This window comes from Streptomyces sp. NPDC038707, from assembly GCF_040636485.1.
Taxonomy (GTDB): Bacteria; Actinomycetota; Actinomycetes; order Streptomycetales; family Streptomycetaceae; genus Streptomyces.
The window spans coordinates 379985-405833 of sequence record NZ_JBEZUP010000003.1 but is presented as its reverse complement, the minus strand read 5'-3'; the positions used below and the strand labels follow the sequence as shown (position 1 = coordinate 405833).

At 72.9% G+C, this 25849-nt stretch carries 21 protein-coding genes; 11 read left to right on the top strand and 10 right to left on the bottom strand.

What is annotated here, in order from left to right; genetic code table 11:
- Position 1: 1 nt before the first annotated feature.
- A complete protein-coding gene (locus AB0E62_RS06745; RefSeq protein ID WP_362189080.1) occupies positions 2–487 on the bottom strand; it encodes a ribose-5-phosphate isomerase in 486 nt (161 codons plus the stop codon).
- A 215-nt stretch (positions 488–702) separates the two neighbouring features.
- Here AB0E62_RS06745 and AB0E62_RS06740 point away from each other — a divergent pair, with 215 nt between their 5' ends.
- Positions 703–2121: an amino acid permease gene (locus tag AB0E62_RS06740; protein ID WP_362189077.1), complete on the top strand. Its 1419-nt coding sequence runs from the start codon at positions 703–705 to the stop codon at positions 2119–2121.
- Positions 2122–2266: 145 nt separating this feature from the next.
- On the opposite strand, the gene AB0E62_RS06735 is transcribed toward AB0E62_RS06740, so the two are convergent.
- On the bottom strand, positions 2267–2848 hold the full coding sequence (locus tag AB0E62_RS06735) for a biotin transporter BioY (protein ID WP_362189074.1): 582 nt from the start codon (positions 2846–2848) through the stop codon (positions 2267–2269).
- Positions 2849–3237: 389 nt separating this feature from the next.
- Between AB0E62_RS06735 and AB0E62_RS06730 the strand changes: the two genes are divergently transcribed.
- Positions 3238–4620, top strand: coding sequence for an amino acid permease (locus AB0E62_RS06730; protein ID WP_362189071.1), 1383 nt, complete (start codon positions 3238–3240; stop codon positions 4618–4620).
- A gap of 31 nt (positions 4621–4651) precedes the next feature.
- Here AB0E62_RS06730 and AB0E62_RS06725 read toward each other — a convergent pair whose 3' ends face one another.
- Positions 4652–5116 carry an SUKH-3 domain-containing protein gene (locus tag AB0E62_RS06725; protein ID WP_362189068.1) on the bottom strand — a complete coding sequence of 155 codons (465 nt, stop codon included), beginning with the start codon at positions 5114–5116 and terminating at the stop codon, positions 4652–4654.
- A 143-nt stretch (positions 5117–5259) separates the two neighbouring features.
- Between AB0E62_RS06725 and AB0E62_RS06720 the strand changes: the two genes are divergently transcribed.
- Complete coding sequence (locus AB0E62_RS06720; protein ID WP_362189065.1) at positions 5260–5907, top strand: superoxide dismutase; 648 nt, start codon at positions 5260–5262, stop codon at positions 5905–5907.
- Positions 5908–6026: 119 nt separating this feature from the next.
- Here the strand turns inward: AB0E62_RS06720 and AB0E62_RS06715 are convergent, their stop codons facing one another.
- Positions 6027–6689, bottom strand: coding sequence for a DsbA family protein (locus AB0E62_RS06715; RefSeq protein ID WP_362189062.1), 663 nt, complete (start codon positions 6687–6689; stop codon positions 6027–6029).
- 139 nt (positions 6690–6828) lie between these two features.
- Here AB0E62_RS06715 and pepN (AB0E62_RS06710) point away from each other — a divergent pair, with 139 nt between their 5' ends.
- The 3 genes from pepN (AB0E62_RS06710) (at position 6829) to AB0E62_RS06700 (ending at position 11566) form a co-directional block, all read left to right on the top strand.
- Entirely contained in the window at positions 6829–9408 is a 2580-nt protein-coding gene (pepN, locus tag AB0E62_RS06710; RefSeq protein ID WP_362189060.1) for an aminopeptidase N, read from the top strand.
- Between the two features lie 207 nt (positions 9409–9615).
- On the top strand, positions 9616–10653 hold the full coding sequence (locus AB0E62_RS06705; protein WP_362189057.1) for a hypothetical protein: 1038 nt from the start codon (positions 9616–9618) through the stop codon (positions 10651–10653).
- Between the two features lie 100 nt (positions 10654–10753).
- Entirely contained in the window at positions 10754–11566 is an 813-nt protein-coding gene (locus AB0E62_RS06700; RefSeq protein WP_362189054.1) for an SGNH/GDSL hydrolase family protein, read from the top strand.
- Here the strand turns inward: AB0E62_RS06700 and AB0E62_RS06695 are convergent.
- Both AB0E62_RS06695 and AB0E62_RS06690 read right to left on the bottom strand, forming a co-directional pair.
- The gene (locus AB0E62_RS06695; RefSeq protein ID WP_362189051.1) at positions 11533–12693 is read right to left on the bottom strand and encodes a serine hydrolase domain-containing protein; all 1161 of its coding nucleotides are present in this window, start codon (positions 12691–12693) and stop codon (positions 11533–11535) included. The two genes, AB0E62_RS06700 and AB0E62_RS06695, sit on opposite strands and share 34 nt — an antisense overlap.
- 123 nt (positions 12694–12816) lie before the next feature.
- Positions 12817–13287: an NUDIX hydrolase gene (locus AB0E62_RS06690; protein WP_362189048.1), complete on the bottom strand. Its 471-nt coding sequence runs from the start codon at positions 13285–13287 to the stop codon at positions 12817–12819.
- 231 nt (positions 13288–13518) lie between these two features.
- On the opposite strand from AB0E62_RS06690, the gene AB0E62_RS06685 reads away from it, so the two are divergent.
- On the top strand, positions 13519–16815 hold the full coding sequence (locus AB0E62_RS06685; protein WP_362189045.1) for a S8 family serine peptidase: 3297 nt from the start codon (positions 13519–13521) through the stop codon (positions 16813–16815).
- 68 nt (positions 16816–16883) lie between these two features.
- Here the strand turns inward: AB0E62_RS06685 and AB0E62_RS06680 are convergent, their stop codons facing one another.
- The gene (locus AB0E62_RS06680; protein ID WP_362189042.1) at positions 16884–17873 is read right to left on the bottom strand and encodes a hypothetical protein; all 990 of its coding nucleotides are present in this window, start codon (positions 17871–17873) and stop codon (positions 16884–16886) included.
- A 1-nt stretch (position 17874) separates the two neighbouring features.
- Positions 17875–18423 carry a sigma-70 family RNA polymerase sigma factor gene (locus tag AB0E62_RS06675; protein WP_362189193.1) on the bottom strand — a complete coding sequence of 183 codons (549 nt, stop codon included), beginning with the start codon at positions 18421–18423 and terminating at the stop codon, positions 17875–17877.
- A gap of 331 nt (positions 18424–18754) precedes the next feature.
- Between AB0E62_RS06675 and AB0E62_RS06670 the strand changes: the two genes are divergently transcribed.
- Positions 18755–19777: an aspartate-semialdehyde dehydrogenase gene (locus tag AB0E62_RS06670; protein ID WP_362189039.1), complete on the top strand. Its 1023-nt coding sequence runs from the start codon at positions 18755–18757 to the stop codon at positions 19775–19777.
- Between the two features lie 23 nt (positions 19778–19800).
- Here AB0E62_RS06670 and AB0E62_RS06665 read toward each other — a convergent pair whose 3' ends face one another.
- Positions 19801–20928 carry an MFS transporter gene (locus tag AB0E62_RS06665; RefSeq protein ID WP_362189190.1) on the bottom strand — a complete coding sequence of 376 codons (1128 nt, stop codon included), beginning with the start codon at positions 20926–20928 and terminating at the stop codon, positions 19801–19803.
- Between the two features lie 178 nt (positions 20929–21106).
- Here AB0E62_RS06665 and AB0E62_RS06660 point away from each other — a divergent pair, with 178 nt between their 5' ends.
- From AB0E62_RS06660 to pepN (AB0E62_RS06650), 3 genes are all read left to right on the top strand, one after another.
- Positions 21107–21991, top strand: coding sequence for a LysR family transcriptional regulator (locus tag AB0E62_RS06660; RefSeq protein ID WP_362189036.1), 885 nt, complete (start codon positions 21107–21109; stop codon positions 21989–21991).
- A 265-nt stretch (positions 21992–22256) separates the two neighbouring features.
- A complete protein-coding gene (locus AB0E62_RS06655; protein ID WP_362189033.1) occupies positions 22257–22487 on the top strand; it encodes a hypothetical protein in 231 nt (76 codons plus the stop codon).
- Between the two features lie 180 nt (positions 22488–22667).
- Entirely contained in the window at positions 22668–25244 is a 2577-nt protein-coding gene (gene pepN / locus AB0E62_RS06650; RefSeq protein ID WP_362189030.1) for an aminopeptidase N, read from the top strand.
- 59 nt (positions 25245–25303) lie between these two features.
- On the opposite strand, the gene AB0E62_RS06645 is transcribed toward pepN (AB0E62_RS06650), so the two are convergent.
- Positions 25304–25849, bottom strand: coding sequence for an NUDIX domain-containing protein (locus tag AB0E62_RS06645; RefSeq protein ID WP_362189027.1), 546 nt, complete (start codon positions 25847–25849; stop codon positions 25304–25306).

Here is a 25849-nt window from a genome sequence, read left to right as displayed (position 1 = left end):
GTCAGCCCTGGGGGTGGTGGGCCGGGATCGGCGGCAGGGCGCCCGTCGTCTCGTAGTCCGCCAGCATCTCGATGCGCCGGACGTGCCGCTCGTCACCGGAGAACGGCGTGTTCAGGAAGACCTCGACGAACTTGGTCGCCTCCTCGGTGCTGTGCATGCGCGCACCCACGGCCACGACGTTGGCGTTGTTGTGCTGACGCCCGAGCGCCGCCGTCTCCTCGCTCCAGGCCAGCGCGGCCCGCACGCCCTTCACCTTGTTCGCGGCGATCTGCTCACCGTTGCCGGAGCCGCCGATCACGATGCCGAGGGCGTCGGCGTCGGCGGCCGTCCGCTCCGCGGCACGCAGGCAGAACGGCGGGTAGTCGTCCTGGGCGTCGTAAATGTGCGGCCCGCAGTCGACGGGCTCGTGCCCGGCCGCCTTCAGCCACTCGACGAGGTGGTTCTTCAGTTCGTAGCCCGCATGGTCGGAGCCGAGATACACGCGCATGCCACGAGTGTGACACGCCGCTACCGGGGCAGCAGCCTCAGGGTGCCGACGGCCGGCCGGCCCACAAGCATGTGAGTCATGCCATAGATCCTCAAGGGAACCACAGGTAACGATACGGATTCGGAGGTTCCCGATTCCGTTCGCCTCGGATTCACTGGACCGACTCGTACACCGCTCGTACGGGCAGCTCCACCTGGCGCAAAGGAATTCCGTCCATGACCCCTGGTTCGGGCCTCCAAGCAGGACTCAAGAACCGCCATCTGTCGATGATCGCGATCGGTGGCGTCATCGGAGCCGGTCTCTTCGTCGGTTCCAGTTCGGGTATCGCCACCGCGGGACCCGGCATCCTCCTGTCCTATGCCCTCGTCGGCACGCTCGTCGTCCTCGTGATGCGGATGCTCGGCGAGATGTCCGCGGCCAACCCCACCTCCGGCTCCTTCTCCGCGCACGCCGACCGCGCGCTCGGCCGCTGGGCCGGTTTCTCCATCGGCTGGCTCTACTGGTTCTTCTGGGTCGTCGTGCTCGCGGTCGAGGCGACCGCCGGCGCGAAGATACTCGAGGGCTGGGTCCCGGCCGTCCCGCAGTGGGGCTGGGCACTGATCGTGATGACCGTGCTGACCGCGACCAACCTGGTCTCCGTCGGCTCCTACGGCGAGTTCGAGTTCTGGTTCGCCGGCATCAAGGTCGTGGCGATCGGCGCGTTCGTCGTCATCGGTCTGCTCGCCGTGTTCGGCGTGCTGCCCGGCGTGGACGCCGACAAGGCGTCCTTCGGCAACCTCACCTCGCACGGCGGCTTCCTGCCGCACGGTCCGGGCGCGATCCTGACCGGTGTGCTGCTGGTCGTGTTCTCCTTCATGGGCAGCGAGATCGCCACCCTGGCGGCGGGCGAGTCCGAGGACCCGCAGCGCGCGGTCACCAAGTCCACCAACAGCATCATCTGGCGGATCGGCGTCTTCTACCTGGGCTCGATCCTGGTCGTGGTCTCGCTGCTGCCGTGGGACGACCCGACCATCGCGAAGGACGGCTCCTACGTCGCCGCGCTGAACTCGCTGGGCATCGCCCACGCCGGCCAGATCATGAACGTCATCGTGCTGACGTCGGTGCTGTCCTGTCTGAACTCCGGCCTGTACACGGCGTCCCGGATGGCCTTCTCGCTCGGTGAGCGCGGTGACGCGCCCAAGGCGTTCGCCCGGGTCACCAGCCGGGGCGTGCCGATGGCCGCGATCCTCGCCTCGGTCGTGTTCGGCTTCGTCGCCGTCTTCTTCAACTACCTGTCGCCAGACAAGATCTTCCTCTTCCTGGTCAACTCCTCCGGCGCGGTCGCGCTGTTCGTGTGGCTGGTGATCTGCTTCTCGCAGCTGCGGATGCGCAAGATCATCCAGCGGGAGGCGCCGGAGAAGCTGGTCGTGAGGATGTGGCTGTACCCGTATCTGACCTGGGCGACGGCGACGCTGATCGTGGGCGTGCTCGTCTACATGCTGTTCGACACCGAGCACGACGGCCGCAAGACGGTGCTGCTGTCGCTGCTGGTCGCGGCGATCGTGCTGGTGATCGCGGTGGTCAGGCAGCGGATGGCGGCGGCCCGCCCGGCGCCCGCGGCAGAGTCCCCGGCCGACAAGGTGTCCATCGGCTGATCCGCCCCCGCCGTACCGGCCGTACCGCCTCACCGGCCGTACGGAACGAAGAGGCTCGCCAGGGTCGTGGAGTGATCCCGACCCGGCGAGCCTCTGTCGTGCCGGTCTCCAGGCCCTGTCGGGCCCAGGTCCTGTCTGACAGGGCCTAGCGGTTGCCGAGCGCCTTCCAGGCGGCGGGCAGGGCGCCCATGGCCAGGGCGGCCTTGAGGGCGTCCCCGATCAGGAACGGGGTGAGGCCCGCCGCGATCGCCTGGGAGGCGGACAGGTGGGCGGCCAGGGCCAGGTAGGGCACGCCGACGGCGTAGATGACGGCCTCGCCGAGGACCATCGCGCCGGCCATGCGCAGCGGCGAGCGGTCGGCGCCGCGCCGGGCCAGGGTGCCGACGACGGCGGAGGCCAGCAGCATGCCGAGGACGTAGCCGAAGGAGACGAGACCGGTGCCGGCCTTGCCGTCCGCGAACCACGGCACGCCCGCCAGGCCGGCGACCGCGTACAGGGCGAGGGAGAGGACGCCGCGGCGGGCGCCGAGGGCGGTGCCGACGAGCAGCGCGGCGAAGGTCTGGCCGGTCACCGGCACCGGGGAGCCGGGCACCGGCACCGACAGCTGGGCCGCGAGGCCGGTGAGCGCGGCGCCGCCGACCACGAGGGCGGCGTCGCGGACGCGGGAGGCCGGGAGCAGGTCGGCGAGGACTGCGCCGGGACGGACGGTGGCGGTGGCGGTGCTCATGGGGACTCCACGGAGTGGTGTGGACACGTCGGGACACCGTGACGCTATACCGGCCCGTTCGCGCCGATCACCGTCCGCGCTCGACAAAGGCCTGAGCGGCTGCTTGGTGGGCTCCGGACAAACGAAGCGGCTTACACCGGCCCGGGCGTGACGCTGATCACTGGGGCGGGGACGTTTCCGTCACGTACTTCGAGACGCCCTCCGACTGTGGGGTCCCGCCAAAGGGCGAGCAAGTCGTGCACGAACCCTGTTCACGCTCGTCGTCGTAACCGTAGATTAACCCTGCGCACCAGAGGTGTCCGGATAGTGGTCAGACCCTTCGCCTGAGCGAACGGGACGCGGAGACTGGCGGCGTTTTGCCGCCCATCGCACGGGGGAGAGCAGCACCCATGCCCAACAGCACGACCACGGAGACGGCACCGCAGCAGGCGGACGGCTCCCTCTCCCACGGCCTCAAACAGCGTCATCTGTCGATGATCGCCCTGGGCGGGGTGATCGGCGCCGGCCTCTTCGTCGGTTCCGGCGCGGGCATCGCCGCCGCCGGGCCGTCCATCGTCCTCGCCTACGCCCTCTCCGGGGTGCTGGTGATGCTGGTGATGCGGATGCTCGGCGAGATGTCGGCCGCCTACCCGTCGTCGGGCTCCTTCTCCACGCACGCCGAGCGCGCCATCGGCCCCTGGGCGGGCTTCGCGTCGGGCTGGTCGTTCTGGGTGCTCCAGTGCACGGCGGTGGGCCTGGAGGGCATCGGCGCGGCGAAGATCGTCCAGGGCTGGCTGCCGGGCACCCCGCAGTGGATGTGGGTGGCCCTGTTCATGGTGGTGTTCTGCGGCACGAACCTGGCCGCCGTGAAGAACTTCGGCGAGTTCGAGTTCTGGTTCGCCGCGCTGAAGATCGGTGCGATCAGCCTGTTCCTGGTCCTGGGCGTGCTGGCCATCGCGGGCGTGCTGCCCGGCACGGACGCGCCCGGCACCTCGAACCTCAGTGACTTCCTGCCGAACGGCGGCAACGGCCTGGTGATCGGCCTGCTCGCCTCGGTCTTCGCGTACGGCGGCCTGGAGACGGTCACCATCGCGGCGGCCGAGTCCCAGGACCCGGTGCGGGGCGTGGCGTCCGCCGTGCGCACGGCGATGTGGCGCATCGCCGTGTTCTACATCGGCTCGATGGCGGTCGCCGTCACCCTGGTCCCGTGGGACTCCAAGGAGGTCACGGCGAAGGGCCCGTACATCGCCACGCTCGAACACCTGGGCATCCCCGGGGCGAGCCGGCTGATGGACGTGGTCATCTTCATCGCCCTCCTCTCCGCCATGAACGCCAACATCTACGGCTCCTCGCGCATCGCCTTCTCGCTGGTCGAGCGGGGTCAGGGCCCGAAGGTGCTGGCACGGCTGTCCGGCGGGGTGCCCCGGATCGCGGTGGTCGCCTCGTGCGTGCTGGGCTTCGTCTGCGTGCTGCTCAGCTACTGGCGGCCTGACGACATCTTCAAGTGGCTGCTGAACATGATCGGCGCGGTCATCCTGATCGTCTGGATCTTCATCGCCGTCTCCCAGCTGCTGCTGCGCCGCCGCATCGAGCGTGAGGCCCCCGGGCGGCTGGTCGTGCGGATGTGGGCGTTCCCGTGGCTGACCTGGGTGGCGCTGGCCGGCATGGCCGCGATCTTCGTGCTGATGTGGCGCGAGCCGGACACCCGGACCCAGCTGTACTCCTCGGGCGGCATGGCCGTGGTCCTGGCCGCGGTCGGCTACGCCTGGCAGCGGCTGCGCGCCAGGGACTGAGCGCGGGGGCGGGATCCGCCCGGGGCGCCCGTCACGTGGCGGGGTCCAGCGGATGTCCCCGCGAATACCTCATCAGCGCCGAGTACTTCTCCTCGCCGAGGAAGTACTCGCCGCTGTGGTGCAGGTAGAAGAAGCGCCCCGCTTCGTCCATGAGGACCGTCCCGCCGTCGTAGGTGTCGTGCGCGACGGGGAAGAGGTTCCTCCCCAGTGCGTCGGCGAGTTCCCGGACGTCTTCCGCCGCGCCCCGGTACATCAGCCGCGGACGGAACTCCACCCTGTCGCCGGTGGAGGCGTGCCGGGGCGCCACGAGGCCGACGTGTTCGCGCAGGAACGCCAGAGCGGGCGCGACGACCTCGAGCCGGCCGCCGTCCGCGCGGAAGTCCCGCAGGACACCCGCCACCTCCGCGGCGGCGAGGGCGTCGTACCGGCGCCCCGGACACCATCCGGCGTCCGACAGCCAGGCGTCCACCGCCTCGGGTGACTTCAACACGGGCACGGCCCCATCGTCACAGACGCCGCGCGTCCCCGGACACAGGCCCCCACACGAAAACGCGTGGGGGCCTTCCTGTTGCCCTGATCCACTTGTTGCTAGCGTGTAGTTGCAAGAGACTTGCAATAAGGTTCCGGAGGGGAACACCCATGCCCGTCTACACGCTGCCCGAGCTGCCCTACGACTACTCCGCGCTCGCCCCCGTCATCAGCCCGGAGATCATCGAGCTGCACCACGACAAGCACCACGCGGCCTATGTGAAGGGCGCCAACGACACCCTGGAGCAGCTGGCCGAGGCGCGGGACAAGGAGTCGTGGGGCTCGGTCAACGGCCTGGAGAAGAACCTGGCCTTCCACCTCTCCGGGCACATCCTGCACTCGATCTACTGGCAGAACATGACCGGCCCGAAGGACGGCGGCGGCGAGCCGCTGGCGCAGGACGGCGTCGGCGAGCTGGCCGAGGCCATCAGGGAGTCCTTCGGCTCCTTCGCCGGCTTCAAGGCCCAGCTGTCCAAGGCCGCCGCCACCACCCAGGGCTCCGGCTGGGGCGTGCTCGCCCACGAGCCGCTCAGCGGCCGCCTGATCGTCGAGCAGGTCTACGACCACCAGGGCAACGTCGGCCAGGGTTCCACCCCGATCCTGGTCTTCGACGCCTGGGAGCACGCCTTCTACCTCCAGTACAAGAACCAGAAGGTCGACTTCATCGAGGCCATGTGGCAGGTCGTCAACTGGCAGGACGTGGCCAGGCGCTACGAGGCCGCCAGGTCCCGCGCCGACGTGCTGCTGCTCGCGCCCTGACCGGGCGCCCGGATCGTCCTGCCTCGTGATCGTCTTCTCACCCTTCACGGCGGCAGGCGGATGAGAGAAGACCCCCGTGAGGACGTGACTCACGGGGGTCTTCCCTGTACGGACAGCGGTTACAGGTTGCTGAAGTCCGGGCCCTTGGTCCGGGTCCGCTTGATCTCGTAGAAGCCCGGTACCGAGGCGACCGCCACCGTGCCGTCCCACAGGCGGGCCGCCTGCTCGCCCTTGGGGGCGGGGGTGACGACGGGGCCGAAGAAGGCGATCTGCTCGCCGTCGGGGCCGGGCAGGGCGATGACCGGCGTGCCGACGTCCTGGCCGACCTTCTCGATGCCCTCCTTGTGGGAGGCGCGCAGCTCGGCCTCGAACTCGAAGTCCTCCTGGCCGGCGTAGTCGATCAGCTCGGCGGGCAGGCCGACGTCGGCGAGCGCGCCCGCGATGGCCTCCAGGGTCGCACCCTCGCCCTTGTTGTGGATGCGGGTGCCCAGCGCGGTGTAGAGCGGGCCGACGACGTCCTCGCCGTGCTTCTGCCAGGCCGCGGTGACCACGCGGACCGCCGGCCAGGCCTTGGTGGTCAGCAGCTCGCGGTACTCGGCGGGCAGCTCGTCCAGCTTGTCCTCGTTGAGGACCGCGAGGCTCATCACGTGCCAGCGGACCTCGATGTCGCGGAGCTTCTCCACCTCCAGCACCCAGCGGGAGGTCATCCAGGCCCACGGGCAGAGCGGGTCGAACCAGAAGTCGACGGGGGTCTTGCCGGGCGAGGGGGCGGTCTCGGACATGGCGCTCCTTGGCGAAACGTATGTTTCCCGCGTCAACGAGGCGGGCGCCACCCGCATTCCCCGCTGTCCGCCGTCAGGACCGCATGGCAGGATCGGTCCTGTCTCAGCCGCTCTGTACGCGATCAAGGGAGTGCCGTCCGTGCCCGGTGAGAATCTGTCCCGCGACGAGGCCCGGGAGCGGGCCGCCCTGCTGTCCGTCGACGGTTACGAGGTGTTCCTGGACCTGCGGTCCGCCGTCGGCGACGGGGACGGCGAGCCGCGCACGTTCCGTTCGGTGACCACCCTGCGGTTCCGCTGCAACGAGCCGGGCGCCGCCAGCTTCGCCGATCTGATCGCCCCCCGGGTCACCTCGGTCTCGCTCAACGGCCGGGACCTGGACCCGGGCGAGGTCTTCGACGGCTCGCGGATCGCCCTGGAGGACCTGGCGGCGGAGAACGAGCTGGTGGTGGACGCGCAGTGCGCGTACTCGCGCACCGGCGAGGGCATGCACCGCTTCGTCGACCCGGAGGACGGCGAGGTCTACCTGTACACGCAGTACGAACCGGCCGACGCCCGCCGGGTGTTCGCGAACTTCGAGCAGCCGGACCTGAAGGCGCCGTACCGGTTCGAGGTGCGGGCGCCGGAGGGCTGGACGGTGTGGGGCAACGGCGCCGGCGAGCTGGTGGACGGGGTGTGGCGGTTCGCCGAGACGAAGCCGGTCTCGACGTACATCACGTGTGTGGTGGCGGGCCCGTACCACTATGTGACGGACTCCTACAGCCGCACCCTCGAGGACGGCACGAAGCTGGAGATCCCGCTCGGCGCGATGTGCCGCAGGACGCTCGCGCCGTACTTCGACGCCGACGACATCTTCCTGGTCACCAAGCAGGGCCTGGACTTCTTCCACGAGCACTTCGACTACCCGTACCCGTTCGGGAAGTACGACCAGGCGTTCGTGCCGGAGTACAACCTGGGGGCGATGGAGAACCCGGGCCTGGTGACGTTCCGGGAGGAGTACGTCTTCCGGGGGAAGGTGACGCAGGCGTCGTACGAGGCGCGGGCCAACGTCATCCTGCACGAGATGGCGCACATGTGGTTCGGCGACCTGGTCACCATGGAGTGGTGGGACGACCTGTGGCTCAAGGAGTCCTTCGCGGACTTCATGGGCACGTTCGCGAACGTGGGCGCGACCCGGTTCAAGGACGCCTGGATCACCTTCGCCAACCGGCGCAAGGCGTGGGCGTACCGGGCGGACCAGCTGCCCTCCACGCACCCGGTCACGGCGGACATCCGCGATCTGCAGGACGCCAAGCTGAACTTCGACGGCATCACCTACGCCAAGGGCGCCTCGGTGCTCAAGCAGCTGGTGGCGTACGTCGGCCAGGACGCGTTCCTGGAGGGCGCCCGGCGCTACTTCAAGCGGCACGCGTACGGCAACACGCGCCTGGGCGACCTGCTGTCGGTGCTGGGCGAGACGAGCGGCCGGGACATGAGCGCGTGGGCGCGGTCGTGGCTGCAGACGGCGGGCGTGAACGCGCTGACCCCGCAGGTGCTGCTGGACACCACGGGCGGGCGGATCGCCGAGCTGGCCGTCGTCCAGGAGGCCCCGGAATCGCACCCGGAGCTGCGTCCGCACCGGATCGTGGTGGGCCTGTACCGGCGGACGCCCGAGGGCACACTGGAGCGGTACGCGCGCGCGGAGACGGACGTGCACGAGCCGCGCACGGTGGTGGCGGAGCTGGCCGGACAGCAGGCGCCGGAGCTGGTGCTGGTCAACGACGACGACCTGACCTACTGCAAGACCCGGTTCGACGCGACCTCGCTGGAGACGCTCCGCACGGACCTGGGCGGGCTGACGGATCCGCTGGCGCGCGCCCTGTGCTGGTCGGCGCTGTGGAACATGACCCGGGACGGGCTGCTGCCGGCGCGGGAGTTCATCGCTCTGGTGCTGCGGTTCGCGGGCCGGGAGTCGGACATCGGCGTCCTGCAGATGCTGCACGCCTGGGCGAACACGGCGTTGACCCACTACGCGGCGCCGGCCTGGCGGGAGACCGGCGGCGCGCTGCTGGCCGAGGGGGCGCTGCGGGAGCTGCGGTCGGCCGCGCCGGGCAGCGAGCACCAGCTGGCCTGGGCGCGGTTCTTCGCCTCGGCGGCCTCCTCGGAGCCGGACCTGAAGCTGCTGACGGAGCTGCTGGACGGCACCGCGCGGATCGAGGGCCTGGAGGTGGACCAGGAGCTGCGCTGGGTGTTCCTGGAGCCGCTGGCGGCGCACGGGGCGGCCGACGAGTCGGTGCTGGCGGCGGAGCTGGCCCGGGACGACACGGCGTCCGGCAAGCGGCACCAGGTGCGGTGTCTGGCCGCGCGGCCGCAGGCCGCGGTCAAGGCGCAGGCGTGGGCGCAGGTGGTGGAGTCGGACGCGCTGTCGAACGCGCTGGTGGAGGCGACGATCGCGGGCTTCGCCCAGTCGTCGCAGCGGGAGCTGACCGCGCCGTACGCGCAGCTGTACTTCGCGGCGATCGAGCGGGTGTGGCGGGAGCGGTCGATCCAGATCGGCATGGATGTGGTGCGGGGGCTGTTCCCGGCGCTGCAGGACCGGCCGGAGACCCTGGAGGCGACGGACGCCTGGCTCGCCGGGCACGAGGACGCGGCGCCGGCGCTGCGGCGGCTGGTGCTGGAGGCGCGGGACGACCTGGCCCGGGCGCTGCGCGCGCAGGAGTGCGACGCGGCGGCCGGCCGCTGAGCCTTGGCCTGAGCCTGCCCGGTCGGTGACCGTTACGAAATCCGGGCAGACAGAGCCGTAACCCCTGGTCCGCACCCGTTCGGACCAGGGGTTTCCGCCGCCTCCTCGGCATCCGAACACCTGACCTTTAGTACCGTCTTGTCCGCATTCTTCGACGGATGTGTAACAGCGGTTACGGGCCCGGCGGGGCGGGGGAAATCCGAGGCCATGACGCACGACGCCCCCCTCTCCCCGCGCCCTCTGCACCACCTCGCCGACGTCCACCGACGGGTCCTGACGGCGGCCCAGCTGCGCGCCCACGGCGTGTCCCCGGCCGAGCTGGCCGAGCGGTGCGGTCCCGACGGCCCCTGGCGGGAGCTGCTGCCGCGGGTGATCCTGCTGCACTCCGGCCCGCCCACCGGGGAGGAGCGGCTGCACGGGGCCCTGCTGTACGCGGCCGGCGCGGCGCGGCAGGGTGTGCCGGCCCAGCCGACCGCCCAGGGCCCGCACCGGCCGCAGTACCCGGACGCGGTGCTCACCGGGCCGGCGGCGCTGGCCCTGCACGGGTTCTCGGCCGCCCCGCCGCCGGCCGCGCTGAACCGGGTGGACGTCCTGGTGTCCCGGCCGCGCCGGCCGCGCTCCGTCGGCTACGTCCGCGTCCTGCGCACCGCCGAGCCGCCCGAGCCGCAGTGGATGGCGGGGCTGCCCGTGGCACCGGTGGCCCGGGCGCTGGCGGACGCGCTGGCGGAGCCGACGGACACCGAGACGGTCCGGCGGCTGCTGACCGAGGCGGTGCGCGGCGGGCACTGCGAACCGGGCCCGCTGCTGCGGGAGCTGGCCCGGGCGCGGCTGCTGCACCGGCCGCACGTGGCGGACGCGGTGGACGCGGTGTTCGCGGAGGGCCGCTCGGTCGCCGAGGGCCGGCTGTACCGGATGGTCCGCGAGTACGGCCTGCCCGACCCGCTGTGGAACGTCGGGCTGCGGCTGCCCGGCGGCCCGGACCTGGGCCGCCTGGACGCCTACTGGCCGGACCACGCGGTGGCGGTCGAGCTGGACACCCGGGTCACCCGGCACGACGAGGACGCCGCGTGGTCGCGGTACGCCGGCAAGCGCGAGCACCTGGAGCGCCTCGGCATCACGGTCGTGCACCTCACGCCGAGGAAGCTGCGGGACTGCCCGGAGCAGCAGGCGACGGTGGTGCGGACGGCGCTGATGGCCTCCGCCGACCGCGACCCGGCCGCGTACGTCGTCGTGCTGCCCCGGTAGCCGCCGGACCGGCCAGTTCTGATCGTCCGCCCGGGTGAGGACTCACCCGGGCGGACGCACGCGGCGGGCGGGGCGGTACGGGCCCCGGTACAGGAGAGTCATGAGAAAGACCCGAACGACGGCGGTCGCCTGCTCCCTGCTCCTCGCGGCGGCGTGCGCGCTCGCCGGCCCCGCGACCGCCCAGGTGACCCCGCGCGCCCCGGCCGGCGGCTATGTGGCCCTCGGCGACTCCTACTCCTCCGGTGTCGGCGCCGGCGACTACCTGGCCTCCGGCAAGGAGTGCAAGCGCAGCAGCCGGGCCTTCCCCGTGCTGTGGGCCGAGGCCCACGCGCCGGCCACGTTCAGCTTCGCCGCGTGCAACGGCGCCGGCACCGACGAGGTGCTGGCCGAGCAGCTCGGCCACCTCAGCCCGCGCACCTCCCTGGTCTCCCTCACCGTCGGCGGCAGCGACTCGGGCTTCGCCGGGGTCATGGCGCTCTGCGCGATCGGCGGTGCCGACCGCTGCCACAGCGCCGTGTCCCGGGCCCTGGACACCATGGACGGGTCGCTGACGGACCGTCTCGACCGCCTCTACACGGCGATCCGGGACCGGGCGCCCGCCGCCCGGGTCGTGGTGCTGGGCTACCCGCACCTGTACCACCTCAAGGGCGGCTGCGCGCTCGGCCTCCAGGACGGCGAGCGCGCCGCCCTGAACGACGCCGTGGACCATCTGAACGGGGTGATCGCGGGGCGGGCGGCCGCCCACGGGTTCACCTTCGCCGACGTCACCGCCGCCTTCTCCGGCCACGAGATCTGCTCGTCCCGCCCCTGGCTGCGCAGCGTCGACGTCCTGGCGCTCACCGAGTCGTACCACCCCACGGCGCCGGGCCAGTCGCTCGGCTACCTGCCGGTGCTCACCCGTGTCTCCGGCTGACAGAACTCCTTCTCGATCACGGCCGTCGTGTCCCCGGCCCAGTCGCCGTTGAGGTTGAGGGCCAGGGCGTGCCGGCCGTCCTCCGTCGCCGCCGCCTCGGACACCGAGCCGTGGATCCCGCCGTCGTGGCCCCAGACGTGGGTTCCGCAGGCCAGCCGGGTGTCCATGAGGCCGAGGCCGTAGCGGACGCCGGGGTGCACCTTGGTGTCCACGGCGTCCTTCATCTCCCGCAGCTGGCGGGGCGGCAGCAGTGCCCCGCCGAGCAGGGCGCGGTAGAAGCGGGTGAGGTCGGCGGAGTCCGAGATCATCTCGCCGGCGGAGGAGGCCAGGGAGGGGTTGAGGGCCGTGACGTCGCGGACCGGGCCGCCGGGGACGCGGAACGTCGAGTACGCCCTGCCGCTCGGCCGGGGCAGGGTGGTGCGGGTGCCGGGCAGCGAGGTGGCCCCGAGGCGCAGCGGGGCGATGACGCGGCGGGTGATCTCGGTGGCGTACGGGCGGCCCGTCACCTTCTCGATCAGCATCCCGGCGATGACGTAGTTGGTGTTGGAGTACCCCCAGGAGGCGCCCGGCGCGAAGTCCGGCGCGTGCCGCATGGCCACGTCCACCAGGTCCCGCGGGGTGAGGGTGTCGTAGCGGTGCTGGAGGAAGCCGGCCTCGGTGAAGTGGTCGCGCCGGAAGTCGTCGTCGTCGAGGTAGTCGTGGATGCCGCTGGTGTGGTTGAGCAACTGCCGGACGCTGATGCGGCGGCCGTCGTGGTCGTGGCCGCGGACCAGGCCCGGCAGCCAGGTGTCCACCGAGTCGTCCAGGGAGAGCCGGCCCTCCGCCTCCAGCTGGAGCAGGACGGTGGCGACGAAGGTCTTGGTGATGCTGCCGACGCGGTAGTGGTCGCGGGCCGACCGCGGCCGGCCGGTACGGATGTCGCCCACGCCGGCCGCCGTCGACCAGGTGCCGTGGGCGTCCCGCACGGTGGCGGTCGCGCCGGGCGCCCCGGCCGCGACGGCGGCCCGGACGGCCGCGCGGGTCGCGGTGTGCTCTCCGGGCGCGGGCCCGGCGGCGAGGGCCGGGCCCGCGAGGGCCGCCGTGAGGAGCAGGGCGGTGGTACCCGTCACAACTGTGCGTACGCGCATGTCTTCCCCAGCCTGTGGGTGCGGAGCGGTCGGGGGGAGGGACCGGGGCCGGGGCGCGCGGGTTGCCCGGGTGCGGGCCGGTTGAGTGACAACCGGCCATTTCCGGGACGGCTCTCTCCGCGCCTACGGAGCCACTTCTTCCGGCCGGTCCGGGAGCCGTCCGTGCGGCGGGCGTTCGCGCCACAGCCGCAGCCCGATGTCGACGAGCGGCACCCGGACCAGACCGGGGACGGCGGCCAGGTCGTGCCAGGCGGCGAAGTCGGTGGAGCCGCCGGTCTCGTAGCGGAGTTCGCCCCCGGTGACCTCGCCCGTGTAGATGATCCGCAGGGCCTGGTGGTCCAGGTGGCGGCCGATGCGCGGGTCCCCGGTCAGCCGGCGGGAGTGGACGCCGAGCAGGCCGGTCACCTCGATGCGGTAGCCGGTCTCCTCGGTGACCTCGCGGCGGACGGTGTCGTACGGGTCCTCGCCGTGTTCCATGCCGCCGCCGGGCAGCACCCACTCCGGGACACCGCCGGGCCCGGGTGACCGGGCGAGCAGGAGTTGTCCGTCACGGAAGCACACGGCGTAGGCCGCCACCCTCAAGTTCCTTCGCATGGACGGACGTTAGCCGGGCGGTGTGCGCGCCGGCGGGGGATTTTCCCGGTGCGGGCGGGGCAGCCCGCACGCAATGACCGAATTGCGACTCATACCGTCGGAACATGCCCGTTTCACATAGCGGGTTTTCCCCATACGTTCATTTCGATTGCGTCAACGGTCCCCAAAATCGCTCCCTTTCGGTCAGGCTGAGCGCTTCCGTCCGCTCGTTCCTTGACCTGAGGGATGCCGATGACCCACACCGCCCCCGAGCGTGATCCCATATCCGGCCCGAGACGCCTGGCCCGCACAGCCGTGGCCGTGGGCGTGGTGGCCGCCCTCGCCGCGGCCGGACCGGTGCCGGCGGCCCTCGCCGCCGGGCCCTCGCCCGCCCCGGCCGCCGGGCCGGGCGTCAAGTCCGGCCCCGACAAGCTGGGTCCGGACGACGCCGCCCTGCTCGCCGAGGCCAAGGCCGACGGCGCCAAGAGCGTCACCCTGATGATCGCGACCTCGCCCGGGAAGACGGAGCGGGTCGCCGGGGAGCTGGACGCGGTCGACGGCGGCCTGGTGGGCCGCACCGACGACGAGCTCGGCTACGTCCGGGCCACCGTCCCGACGAGCCGCGCGGATTCGGCCATCGACGCCGCCGTGAAGCTCTCCTCCGTGCGGGCCATCGACCTCAAGCAGGAGATCCCGCTGGACGACCCGGTGCCCACGGGCGCCAAGTCCCCCTCAGGCACGGCGGCTTACCCGGCGCCTGGCCGCAACACCCCGGCGGAGAACCCGTACAACCCCTCCTTCGAGACCGGTGCCGTGGACTTCGTCCGGGAGCACCCGAAGGCGGACGGGCGCGGGGTCACCATCGGCATCCTCGACTCCGGCGTCGACCTCGGCCACCCGGCGCTGCGCACGACGACCACCGGCGAGCGGAAGATCGTCGACTGGGTGACCGCGACCGACCCGGTCACCGACGGCGACGGCACCTGGCGGCGGATGACCACCGGCGTCACCGGCCCGGCCTTCTCGGTCACCACCGCGCAGGGCACCGAGAAGTTCACGGCGCCCGAGGGCTCGTACAAGTTCAACTACCTGTACGAGTCCGCGACCGCCGGCGGCGACGAGAAGGGCGACCTCAACCGGGACGGCGACACCACCGACGCCTGGGGCGTGCTGTACGACCCGGCCGCCGGCACGGTCCGCGTCGACACGAACGACAACCTGGACTTCACCGACGACCCGGCGATGAAGCCGTACAAGGACGGCTTCCAGGTCGGCCACTTCGGCACCGACGACCCGGCGACCGACGTCGCCGAGCGCGTCCCGTTCGTGGTCGAGACCCGCAAGGACGTCGTCTACAACGCCTCCGGCGCCAAGGCCGACTACGTCAGCATCGGTGTCATCGAGTCCGAGCACGGCACCCATGTCGCCGGCATCACCGCCGCCCACGGGCTGTTCGGCGGCAAGATGAACGGCGCGGCCCCCGGCGCGAGGATCGTCTCCTCGCGGGCCTGCACCTGGACCGGCGGCTGCACCAACGTCGCCCTCACCGAGGGCATGATCGACCTGGTGACCAAGCGCGGCGTCGACATCGTCAACATGTCGATCGGCGGACTGCCCGCGCTCAACGACGGCAACAACGCGCGCGCCGAGCTGTACACCCGGCTCATCGACACCTACGGCGTCCAGCTGGTGATCTCCGCCGGCAACTCCGGGCCGGGCGCCAACACCATCGGTGACCCGGGCCTGGCCGACAAGGTGATCTCCGTCGGCGCGACGATCTCCAAGGAGACGTGGGCCGCCGACTACGGCTCGGTCGTCGAGAAGAAGTACGCGATGATGCCGTTCTCCTCGCGCGGCCCGCGTGAAGACGGCGGCTTCACCCCGACCCTGAGCGCGCCCGGCGCCGCGGTCAACACCACCCAGACCTGGCTGCCGGGCGCCCCGGTCGCCGAGGCGGGCTACTCCCTCCCGGCCGGCTACTCGATGCTCCAGGGCACCTCGATGGCCGCCCCGCAGGCCACCGGCGCCTCCGCCCTGCTACTGTCGGCCGCCAAGCGCGAGGGCATCGGCCTCACCCCGGCCCGGCTGCGCACCGCGCTGACCTCGACCGCCGACCACATCAAGGGCGTCCAGGCGTACGAGGAGGGCGCGGGCCTGATCAACGTCGTGGACGCCTGGGACGCCATCGAGGACGGCGCCGACGCCCACGACTACACGGTCGTGGCGCCGGTCGACACCGCGATCGACGACGCCCTGAAGACCCCCGGCCACGGCACCGGCCTCTACGACCGCGAGGGCGGCCTGGAGGCGGGCCGGAAGAAGACGTACGACGTCACGATCACCCGTACGTCCGGCCCCGACAAGGCGGTCCGGCACGAGCTGCACTTCGAGAACAACGCCGGGCACACCTTCCGGATCGTCGGTGACGACGTCGTCCGCCTCCCGCTGAACCAGCCGGTGACGGTCAGGGTGCAGGCGGCGCCGGGGTCCGCGGGCCTCAAGAGCGCGATCCTGGAGGTCGACGACCCGAGGACCGAGGGCATCGACAAGCAGATCCTCACCACGGTCGTCGTCGCCGAACCGGTGAAGCACACCTGGTCCGCGACCGGTTCCGTGCAGCGCAACAGCACCCGGTCGTACTTCCTGACCGTGCCCGGGGGCGCCACCAGCCTGGAGGTCGCGCTCGGCGGGCTGAAGGACGGCAGCCAGACCCGGTTCATCGCCGTCCACCCCTACGGCGTCCCGTCCGACAACACCGGCACGCCGTACTGCTACCACAATTACCTCAACGGCAACGGCTGCAAGCCCGGCGTGCGCGCCTACGCCGACCCGCAGCCCGGCGTCTGGGAGGTCGAGGTCGAGTCCCGGCGCACCTCCCCGCTGCTCGACAACCCCTACCGGCTGGACGTCTCCGTCCTCGGCGCGGCCTTCGACCCGGAGACCGTGACCGTGCCCGAGGCCAGGGTGGGGACCCCGGTCGCCGCGACCTGGAAGGTGACCAACGGGTACGCCCCGCTGGACGGCACGCTGACCGGCGGCCCGCTCGGCTCCGCCGAGTCCGCCCGGCCGGCGATCAGGCAGGGCGAGACGCGGACCACCACGGTGGCCGTCCCGGCCGGCGCGACCTCGCTCGACGTCGCCATCGGGGGCGTCTCGGACGCGGCGGCCGACCTGGACCTGGCGGTGTACGACGCGTCCGGCAAGGAGGTCGGCAAGTCCGCCGACGGCGACTCGGAGGAGGCGGTCACCGTGCCGTCCCCGGCAGCCGGCACCTACACCATCGAGGTCGTGGGCTACGCGGTCCCGGCCGGCTCGACCGACTACGACTACCGTGACGTGTTCTTCTCCGCCGCGCTCGGCTCCGTCACGGTCGCCGACCCGGCCCCGGTCCACCTCGCCACGGGCGCCTCGGCGACGGTCACCGGCCAGGTCACGGCCACGGCCGAGGCCCCGGCGGGCCGTGAGTTCTTCGGCCGGGTCCAGCTGGTGAACGCGCGCGGTACGACGGCCGGCACGGCCAGTGTGAAGCTCGGCAAGGTCACGCCGTAACGGGGTGACGGCCGGGGAGGAGGGGCGGGTGTCCGTACGGACACCCGCCCCTCCTCCCGTGCCGGGCGTCAGCCGCCCTGCTGGAGGGTGTCGTCGGCGACCGGGCAGGGCGCGTCGCGGGAGCCGGACCGGGCCGTGGTGATCCAGGCGCGCTCGGTGGCCACGCGGGTGTCGCCGACGGCCCACAGGGTCGCGTACCGCTCGCCCTGTTCCACCCCGACCAGCACGTGCTGTCCCGCCCGCGGCGCCGGCCGGGCGTCCGCGCCGAGCAGGACGGTGACGTCGGCGGGACCGTCGGCGGGCTTGTAGGAGCGGGTCACGGTGAGCGTGACCCGGCTCCCGGAGTCCTCCGGCCGCCGCTCCACCCGCGCCACGGTGCCCTCCACGACCAGCCGCGAGCAGGCCAGCCGGCGCTCCGGCTCCGCCCACCGCCCCCCGCTCACTGCCTTGCTACCAGCGGCGTCGGCGCCACCCGCCGCCGAGTCACCGCCGCCGTCGGCCGTGCCGCCGCCCCGGGTCACCATCCAGCCGAAGCCCAGCACCAGCGCGAAGACCACGGCCCCGGCGAGCGTGCCGAGCACGCCCCGTACCGCCCGCCGCCGCCCGCCGGCCCGCCCGGGCCGAGGCGGCCGCGCCGCTCCGGCGGGGCGGGGACGGCGGCGGGGGCGGGGGGTGACCGGCGGGGGGGCCGGGGACCCGGTGGGCACGGTGCCGTCGGTCGCGATGTCTCCTGCCGCCTCTGCCCCGGCCGGCCCTTCCGCACCGGTCCGTCGCTCATCGGCCCGGTCCCCGTGGGTGCGGCCCCCGCTCGCGGTCTCCTCCCGGGCCGCCTCCCCGGTCAGCGCCCCGGCCAGCCGCGCCAGCCCCTCCCGCAGGACCGCCACGTCGGCCTGCGCGGCCCGGTGCGCGGCGAGGAAGACGGGGTCGCGGCGGGCCCCGGCCGGGAGGGCTTCCCCGGTGATCGCGGCCATCAGGGCGTCCGTACCGCCGTACTCCGCCGGTCCGCCGGCATCCCGGTCGCCTCCGGGAGCTCCCGCGTTCCCCTGGTCGGCGGTCATGTCACACCACCTCGTCCTCGTGCAGGCGGGCGCGCAGGGCGCGGACCGCCGTGTGGAGCCTGCTCTTGACCGTGCCCTCGGGGATGCCCAGCTCCTCGGCGATGTCCCGTACGGGCAGGTCGGCGAAGAAGCGCAGGACGACCACCTGCCGCTGGGCGGCCGGCAGCCCGTCCAGGCCGCGGGCGACGGCGAGGGAGAGCAGGCTGGTCTCCTCCCCGGAGGGGCCCGCGGGTTCGCACAGCGCCGCCAGCCGCTCCCCCAGCCGCTCCCGGCGCCGCCTGGCCCGGTGCCAGTCCATCGCCAGGTTGGACGCGACGACCGCGGCCCACGCCGACACGTCCCGCGGCGCCTGTCGCCCGCTCGCCGCCCGTTCCAGCAGCCGCAGCCGGACCTGCTGTACCCCGTCCGGCAGGTCCGACTGCGGCACCCCGCCCAGCGCGAGCACCGCCCGCACCCGGCGTTCCTGGGCCGCGTCCAGCGGATCGTCGCCGGCCCGGTCCCGGCCGGCGACGGTCGCTCCCTGGTCGCGGCGCGCCTTTCCGCGCAGCACAAGCCACCCCCTCACGCGTGTGCCCCTACGACGCGGCAGCGGGCCCGAACGTTCGGCGTCCGGCGGCCGGCCGTGGAGGCGTACGTCACACCTTCGTGTGGCCGGGGCCCGCGCGGGCAGGGACGGGACGGCACAGCTTGCGGCGCGGGGCCCTCCCGGACGGGAATTCCTCCAGCTCAGCGGGGTGCCGGGCGAACGCGGGGAACCGTTCGCGGGGTGGTTCTGTCCCATTCCTCGGGCAGGCCGGGCAAAGAATTGGACAGGTGGGCCGGGGTCGGCCGCATGATGGAAACGCCCCGGTCAGGCAAGAGAGACACAAGAGGGAGTCACCGTGAGGGTCGGAATCGTCGGAGCCACCGGTCAGGTCGGCACGGTCATGCGCAGGATCCTCGCGGAGCGCAACTTCCCGGTCACGCAGTTGCGCCTGTTCGCCTCGGCCCGTTCGGCCGGGACGGTGCTGGACGGGGTGACGGTGGAGGACGCGGCGACCGCCGACTACACCGGCCTGGACATCGTGCTCTTCTCCGCGGGCGGCGCGACCTCCAAGGCGCTGGCCGAGAAGGTCGCCTCCCAGGGCGCCGTCGTGATCGACAACTCCTCGGCCTGGCGCAAGGACCCCGAGGTCCCGCTGGTGGTCTCCGAGGTGAACCCGCACGCGATCGCCGACCGTCCCAAGGGCATCATCGCCAACCCGAACTGCACCACGATGGCCGCGATGCCGGTGCTGAGGCCGCTGCACGAGGAGGCCGGCCTCGAAGCGCTGGTCGTCGCCACCTACCAGGCGGTGTCCGGCTCGGGTCTCGCGGGCGTGGCCGAGCTGCACGGCCAGGTGCAGAAGGTGGCGGCCGAGGCCGACAAGCTCACCCACGACGGGCAGGCCGTCGACTTCCCCGAGCCGCAGGTCTACAAGCGCGCCATCGCCTTCAACGTGCTCCCGCTCGCCGGTTCGATCGTCGACGACGGTCTGAACGAGACCGACGAGGAGCAGAAGCTGCGCAACGAGTCCCGCAAGATCCTGGAGATCCCGGAGCTGAAGGTGTCCGGCACCTGTGTGCGCGTGCCGGTGTTCTCCGGCCACTCCCTCCAGGTCAACGCCCGCTTCGCCCGCCCGCTCTCCCCGGAGCGCGCCACCGAGCTGCTGGCGAAGGCGCCGGGCGTGGCCCTGTCCGACATCCCGACCCCGCTCCAGGCGGCCGGCCAGGACCCGTCGTACGTCGGCCGGATCCGTCGCGACGAGACGGTGGACAACGGTCTGGCGCTGTTCATCTCCAACGACAACCTCCGCAAGGGCGCCGCGCTGAACGCGGTGCAGATCGCGGAGCTGGTGGCGGCGGAGCTGTCGGCGAAGAAGTAGGGGCCGCACGCGGTCCGGGGCGGTCACGGTGACGTGGCCGCCCCGCGCGCGTTCCGGCCCGGGACGAGGGCCGCCAGCCACGCGAGCACACCGCCCATGACCAGCGCGGCGGTCGGTCCCGGCCCGTCCGCGAGGCGTCCGCCGGCCAGCGCGCCGAGGGCGATGGCCGCGTTGAACACCCCGGCGAACAGGGCGGACGCCGCCTCCGGGGCCTCGGGCGCGGCGGCCGCGAGGGCCCGCTGGCCGGACACGGACACCCCGCCGTAGGCCAGTCCCCACACCAGCAGCAGCGCGGCCGACCCGGCGGTGGAGCCGCCCGCCGGGGCGAGCAGCAGGACGACCGCGCCGAGCACGGTGGCGATCAGCCGCAGGGCGCCGCGCGGACGGCGGGCCGCGAGCGCGCCGCCCGCGAAGTTCCCGGCGACGCCCGCGAGTCCGTAGCCGAGCAGCAGGGTGCCGACCAGGCCCGGTCCGGTGCCCGGGACGCGCTCCAGCACGGGCCGGACGTAGGTGTAGGCGGCGAAGTGGCCCGTGACCAGCAGGGCGATGGTGGCCAGCAGCCGGCGCACCCGCGCGGCACCGAGCAGCCGGGGGAACGCGCCGAGGCGGACGGCCCCCTCGGCGGGCAGCGGCGGCAGCACGACGGCCAGCCCGGCCGCCACCAGCAGCGCGCAGCCGGTCATCGCGGCGAAGGCGGCGCGCCAGCCCGCCGCCGCGCCGAGGAAGGTCCCGGCGGGCACGCCGAGCACCGAGGCGACCGCGATCCCGCTGAAGACCAGCGCGGTGGCCCGGCCGGCCGAGGGTCCGGGCAGCAGCCGCGCCCCGAGTCCGGCGGCCACCGCCCACACCCCGCCCATGCACACCCCGACCAGCAGCCGGGCGACGAGCACCACGGGGAAGGCGGGGGCGAGCGCGGTGAGCAGGTTGGCGGCGGCGAGCAGGAGCAGCAGCGCGCACAGCACGGTCCGGCGGTCGGCGCGGCGCACGGCGACCGGCAGCAGCGGTGCGGCGACGGCGGCGACCAGTCCGGGCAGGGTGACCGCGAGGCCCGCGGTGCCGGCGGAGACGTCCAGTCCCGCGCCGAGCGAGGTGAGCAGGCCGACGGGGAGCATCTCCGTGGTGACGACGGCGAAGGTGGCGGCGGCGAGCATCCCGACGGCGGCCCAGGGCCGTCGCACGGGCTCTGACGGGGTGTCGGGCCGGGCGGAGGAGAGGGGGGTGCGGGTTCGGCGGAAGACCATGCCCTCCAGCCTTTGCCGCGGGCCGCGCGGGAACAACGGCGTTCCGCTCACCCTTGCATGAGCGGGAGTGATCGGTGGAGGGAGACGCGTGTCCGGGCTGGAGCTACGGGAGTTGGAGTGCTTCCTGGCACTCGCCGAGGAACTGCACTTCGGCCGGGCCGGGGAGCGGTTGTTCGTCTCGCAGAGCCGGGTGAGCCAGTTGCTGGCCGCGCTGGAACGCCGGGTGGGGGCCCGGCTGGTGCACCGCTCCAGCCGCCGGGTGGCGCTGACCCCGCTCGGCGAACGCTTCCTGGAGCGGCTGCGTCCGGCGTACGGGGCGCTGCACGCGGCGGTGGCGGACGCGCGGGCGGCGGCCCGGGGCGGGGCCGGGCCGCTGCGGCTGGGTTTCCAGGGGACGGCCTACGCGGCGCTGCTGGAGGCGGTCGCGGCCTTCGAGGCCGAGGACCCGGCCCGGTCGGTCGGCCTGGTGGAGATCCCCTACGCGGATCCGTTCGGGGCGGTGCGGCGGGGCGCGGTGGACGCGGCGGTGGTGCTGCTGCCGGTGGCGGAAACCGACCTGGTCGTCGGCCCGGTCTTCTCCCGGCAGCGGCACACGCTGGCGGTCTCCCGCCGGCACGCGTTCGCCGCGCGGGAGCGGGTCGGCGCGGCGGACCTCGCGGCCGTCCCGCTGATCGGGGCGGCGGCGCCGGCCCCGCCGTACTGGCGTGCCGCCCGCGCGCCCGGCGCGCTGCCCGGTCCGGCGGCCACGACCCTTCAGGAGGCCCTGTCCCTGGCCGCCGCCGGCCGCGGCGCGCTCCTGCTGTGCCGTCCGACGGCCGCCCAGCACCGGCGCACCGACCTCGTCTACGTCCCCGTGGACGGCGTCCCCGACTCCGAACTCGCCCTGGTCTGGCACCGGGACGCGGAGACGGAGACGGTACGGGAGTTCGCCCGGACGCTGGCGGAGGTGGAGGCCCGGCGGCTGGGCGGATGACGCCTCAGGGCGGTGGCGGACGGGCGGGGGCCGGGGCGGTCCGAGATGCCGAGCCGTCGCGGGGCCGCTAGCGTGTGGGAGGAGGGCCGCGATCGGGCGGTGTGCCCGGCGTCGGCGAGTGCCCCGGTCACGGGCCCGGCAGGGCGCGGACCGTGTCTCTCGCCCGCGGCACCGGCTACGCCCGTGACGTGCCTGTGCGCACCGCGGCAGCACCGTCGCCCCCGTACCGGAAACCCCCACGAGGGCGTGGAAGGAAGGTAGGCCCATGAAAGCATCACGCGTGAGGCGTCTGTTCGCGGCGACCGCGGCCGGCGCCGTCCTGGCCGGCGGCGCCGCCATCGGCACGGCGGGTACGGCCTCGGCCGCACCGGGGCAGGTCGCGACCCACCACGGCTGCGGCTGGGGCAACGGGTGCGGCTTCCGGAACAACTTCTTCGGCAACGGCTTCCACAACGGCTTCGTCGGCACCGGTGTCGTGGTGATCGTGGTGAGCTGAGCGCGCGCCGCGCAACGGCGAGACGCGGAAGGCCGTCCCCGGGCGGCCTTCCGCGTGCCGTGTGCGGCCGGGTGTCCGTCCTGGTCCGGCGCCACGCGCACCGGCGGGAACCGGACATCGCGTTCCCCGTCACTCCCATGGAAGGATGGCGCAACCGACACATAACGAGGAGATGACCGCGTGCCTGGCACAAACCTGACTCGCGAAGAGGCGCAGCAGCGGGCCGAGCTGCTCACCGTTGACTCGTACGAGATCGATCTCGACCTCTCCGGCGCGCAGGGTGGGGGTACCTACCGGTCCGTGACCACGGTGCGCTTCGACGTCACCCGGGGCGGCGCCGAGTCCTTCATCGACCTGGTTGCCCCGGCCGTCCACGAGGTGGTCCTCAACGGCGACCCGCTCGATCCCGCCGAGGTCTTCAAGGACTCGCGGATCGCGCTGCCGGGTCTGCTGGAGGGCCCCAACGTCCTGCGGGTCGTCGCGGACTGCGCCTACACCAACACCGGTGAGGGTCTGCACCGCTTCGTCGACCCGGTGGACGAGCAGGCGTACCTGTACACGCAGTTCGAGGTGCCGGACGCCCGCCGCGTCTTCGCCTCCTTCGAGCAGCCGGACCTGAAGGCCACCTTCACGTTCACGGTGAAGGCGCCCGAGGGCTGGACCGTCATCTCCAACTCGCCGGCCCCGGAGCCGAAGGACAACGTCTGGTCCTTCGAGCCGACCCCGCGGATCTCGACGTACATCACCGCGCTGATCGCCGGCCCGTACCACTCGGTGCACAGCGTGTACGAGAAGGACGGCCGGTCGGTGCCGCTCGGCATCTACTGCCGGCCCTCGCTCGCCGAGTTCCTGGACGCCGACGCCATCTTCGAGGTCACCCGGCAGGGCTTCGACTGGTTCCAGGAGAAGTTCGACTACGCCTACCCGTTCGAGAAGTACGACCAGCTGTTCGTGCCCGAGTTCAACGCGGGCGCGATGGAGAACGCGGGCGCGGTGACCATCCGCGACCAGTACGTCTTCCGGTCCAAGGTGACCGACGCGGCGTACGAGGTGCGCGCGGAGACGATCCTGCACGAGCTGGCCCACATGTGGTTCGGCGACCTGGTCACCATGGAGTGGTGGAACGACCTGTGGCTGAACGAGTCGTTCGCCACGTACACGTCGATCGCCTGCCAGGCCGCGGCCCCCGGTTCCCGCTGGCCGCACTCGTGGACCACGTTCGCCAACTCCATGAAGACCTGGGCGTACCGGCAGGACCAGCTGCCGTCCACCCACCCGATCATGGCGGACATCCGCGACCTGGACGACGTGCTCGTCAACTTCGACGGCATCACCTACGCCAAGGGCGCCAGCGTGCTCAAGCAGCTCGTGGCGTACGTCGGCGAGGACGAGTTCTTCAAGGGCGTGCAGGCGTACTTCAAGCGGCACGCGTTCGGCAACACCCGCCTGTCGGACCTGCTGGGCGCCCTGGAGGAGACCTCCGGCCGGGACCTGAAGACCTGGTCGAAGAAGTGGCTGGAGACGGCCGGCATCAACATCCTGCGCCCCGAGGTGGAGACGGACGCCGACGGGGTCATCACCTCCTTCGCCGTCCGCCAGGAGGCCCCGGCGCTGCCCGCCGGCGCCCAGGGCGAGCCGGTGCTGCGCCCGCACCGCATCGCGATCGGCCTCTACGACCTGTCCGACGCGGGCAAGCTGGTGCGCACCGACCGGATCGAGCTGGACGTCGACGGTGAGCTGACGGCCGTGCCGCAGCTGGCGGGCAGGCGCCGCCCGGCCGTGGTGCTGCTCAACGACGACGACCTGTCGTACGCCAAGGTCCGGCTGGACGAGCGGTCGCTCGCGGTGGTCACCGAGCACCTCGGCGACTTCACCGAGTCGCTGCCGCGCGCGCTGTGCTGGGCGTCGGCCTGGGACATGACGCGGGACGGCGAACTGGCCACCCGCGACTACCTCTCCCTGGTGCTGTCGGGCATCGGCAAGGAGTCCGACATCGGCGTGGTGCAGTCGCTGCACCGCCAGGTGAAGCTGGCCGTCGACCTGTACGCCGACCCGTCCGCCCGCGAGGCGCTGCTGACCCGCTGGACCGACGCCACGCTGGCGCACCTGCGGGCGGCCGAGGCGGGCAGCGACCACCAGCTGGCCTGGGCCCGGGCGTTCGCGGCGACCGCGCGCACCCCCGAGCAGCTCGACCTGCTGGAGGCGCTGCTCGACGGCACGCAGACCGTCGAGGGCCTGGCCGTGGACACCGAGCTGCGCTGGGCGTTCGTGGAGCGGCTCGCGGCGGTCGGCCGGTACGACGAGACAGAGATCGCGGCCGAGTACGAGCGGGACCGGACGGCGGCCGGCGAGCGGCACGCGGCCACCGCCCGCGCCGCGCGCCCGACGCCGGAGGCGAAGGCGGAGGCGTGGGCCTCGGTCGTCGACTCCGACAAGCTGCCCAACGCCGTGCAGGAGGCCGTGATCGGCGGCTTCGTGCAGACCGACCAGCGGGAGCTGCTCGCGCCGTACACCGACCGGTACTTCGAGGTCCTCAAGGACGTGTGGGCGTCCCGGTCGCACGAGATGGCCCAGCAGATCGCGGTCGGTCTGTACCCGGCGGTCCAGGTGTCCGAGGACACCCTCGCCAAGACGGACACCTGGCTGGCCACGGCCGAGCCGAACGCGGCCCTGCGCCGCCTGGTCTCCGAGTCCCGCGCGGGCATCGAACGGGCCCTGAAGGCCCAGGCGGCGGACGCGGCTGCGACGTCCCACTGACCCACCACCGAAGGGCGCCCGGTCTCCGCACCGGGCGCCCTTTCGTGTGCGCCGACCGATCAGCGCAGGGCGAGGAGAACCCGGTCGCGCAGCGCCTCGTCCTCGATCGTGTCGGCGGATCGCCAGGCGGCGTCCGTCACCTCCTCGGCCTGGAGTTCACCGACGCCGGCCGCCGTGCGGAACACGAACCGGAAGTCGAAGTGCCGGTGTTCCGGCTCGCCCTTGGCGGGATGGGCCGGGATCGGGTGGATGTCGATGTGCACGGGCCACTCCCCTACCGGGACGACAGCCGAGCCAGGGATGCCGGTTTCCTCGGTCAGCTCGCGCAGTGCCGCGGCGAGGAGAGTGGCGTCGCCCGGCTCCAGGTGTCCGCCGGGCAGCAGCCAGCGTTTCAGGGCCAGGTGCTCGATGTGGAGGACTCGTCCGGCGGGATCGGCCAGGACCGCTCCCGCCGTGGCGTGCCCCCGGAACTCCTTGCGACTGGTGATGTCCGCCGCCGGGTCGTCGAGGAGTGCCGTGATGCAGGCGAGCCGCTCCTTCTCCTCGGGGCGGGCATTCAGGTACGCGTCGACGGTCGCGCGGATGTGATCGGCTGTGACGGGCAC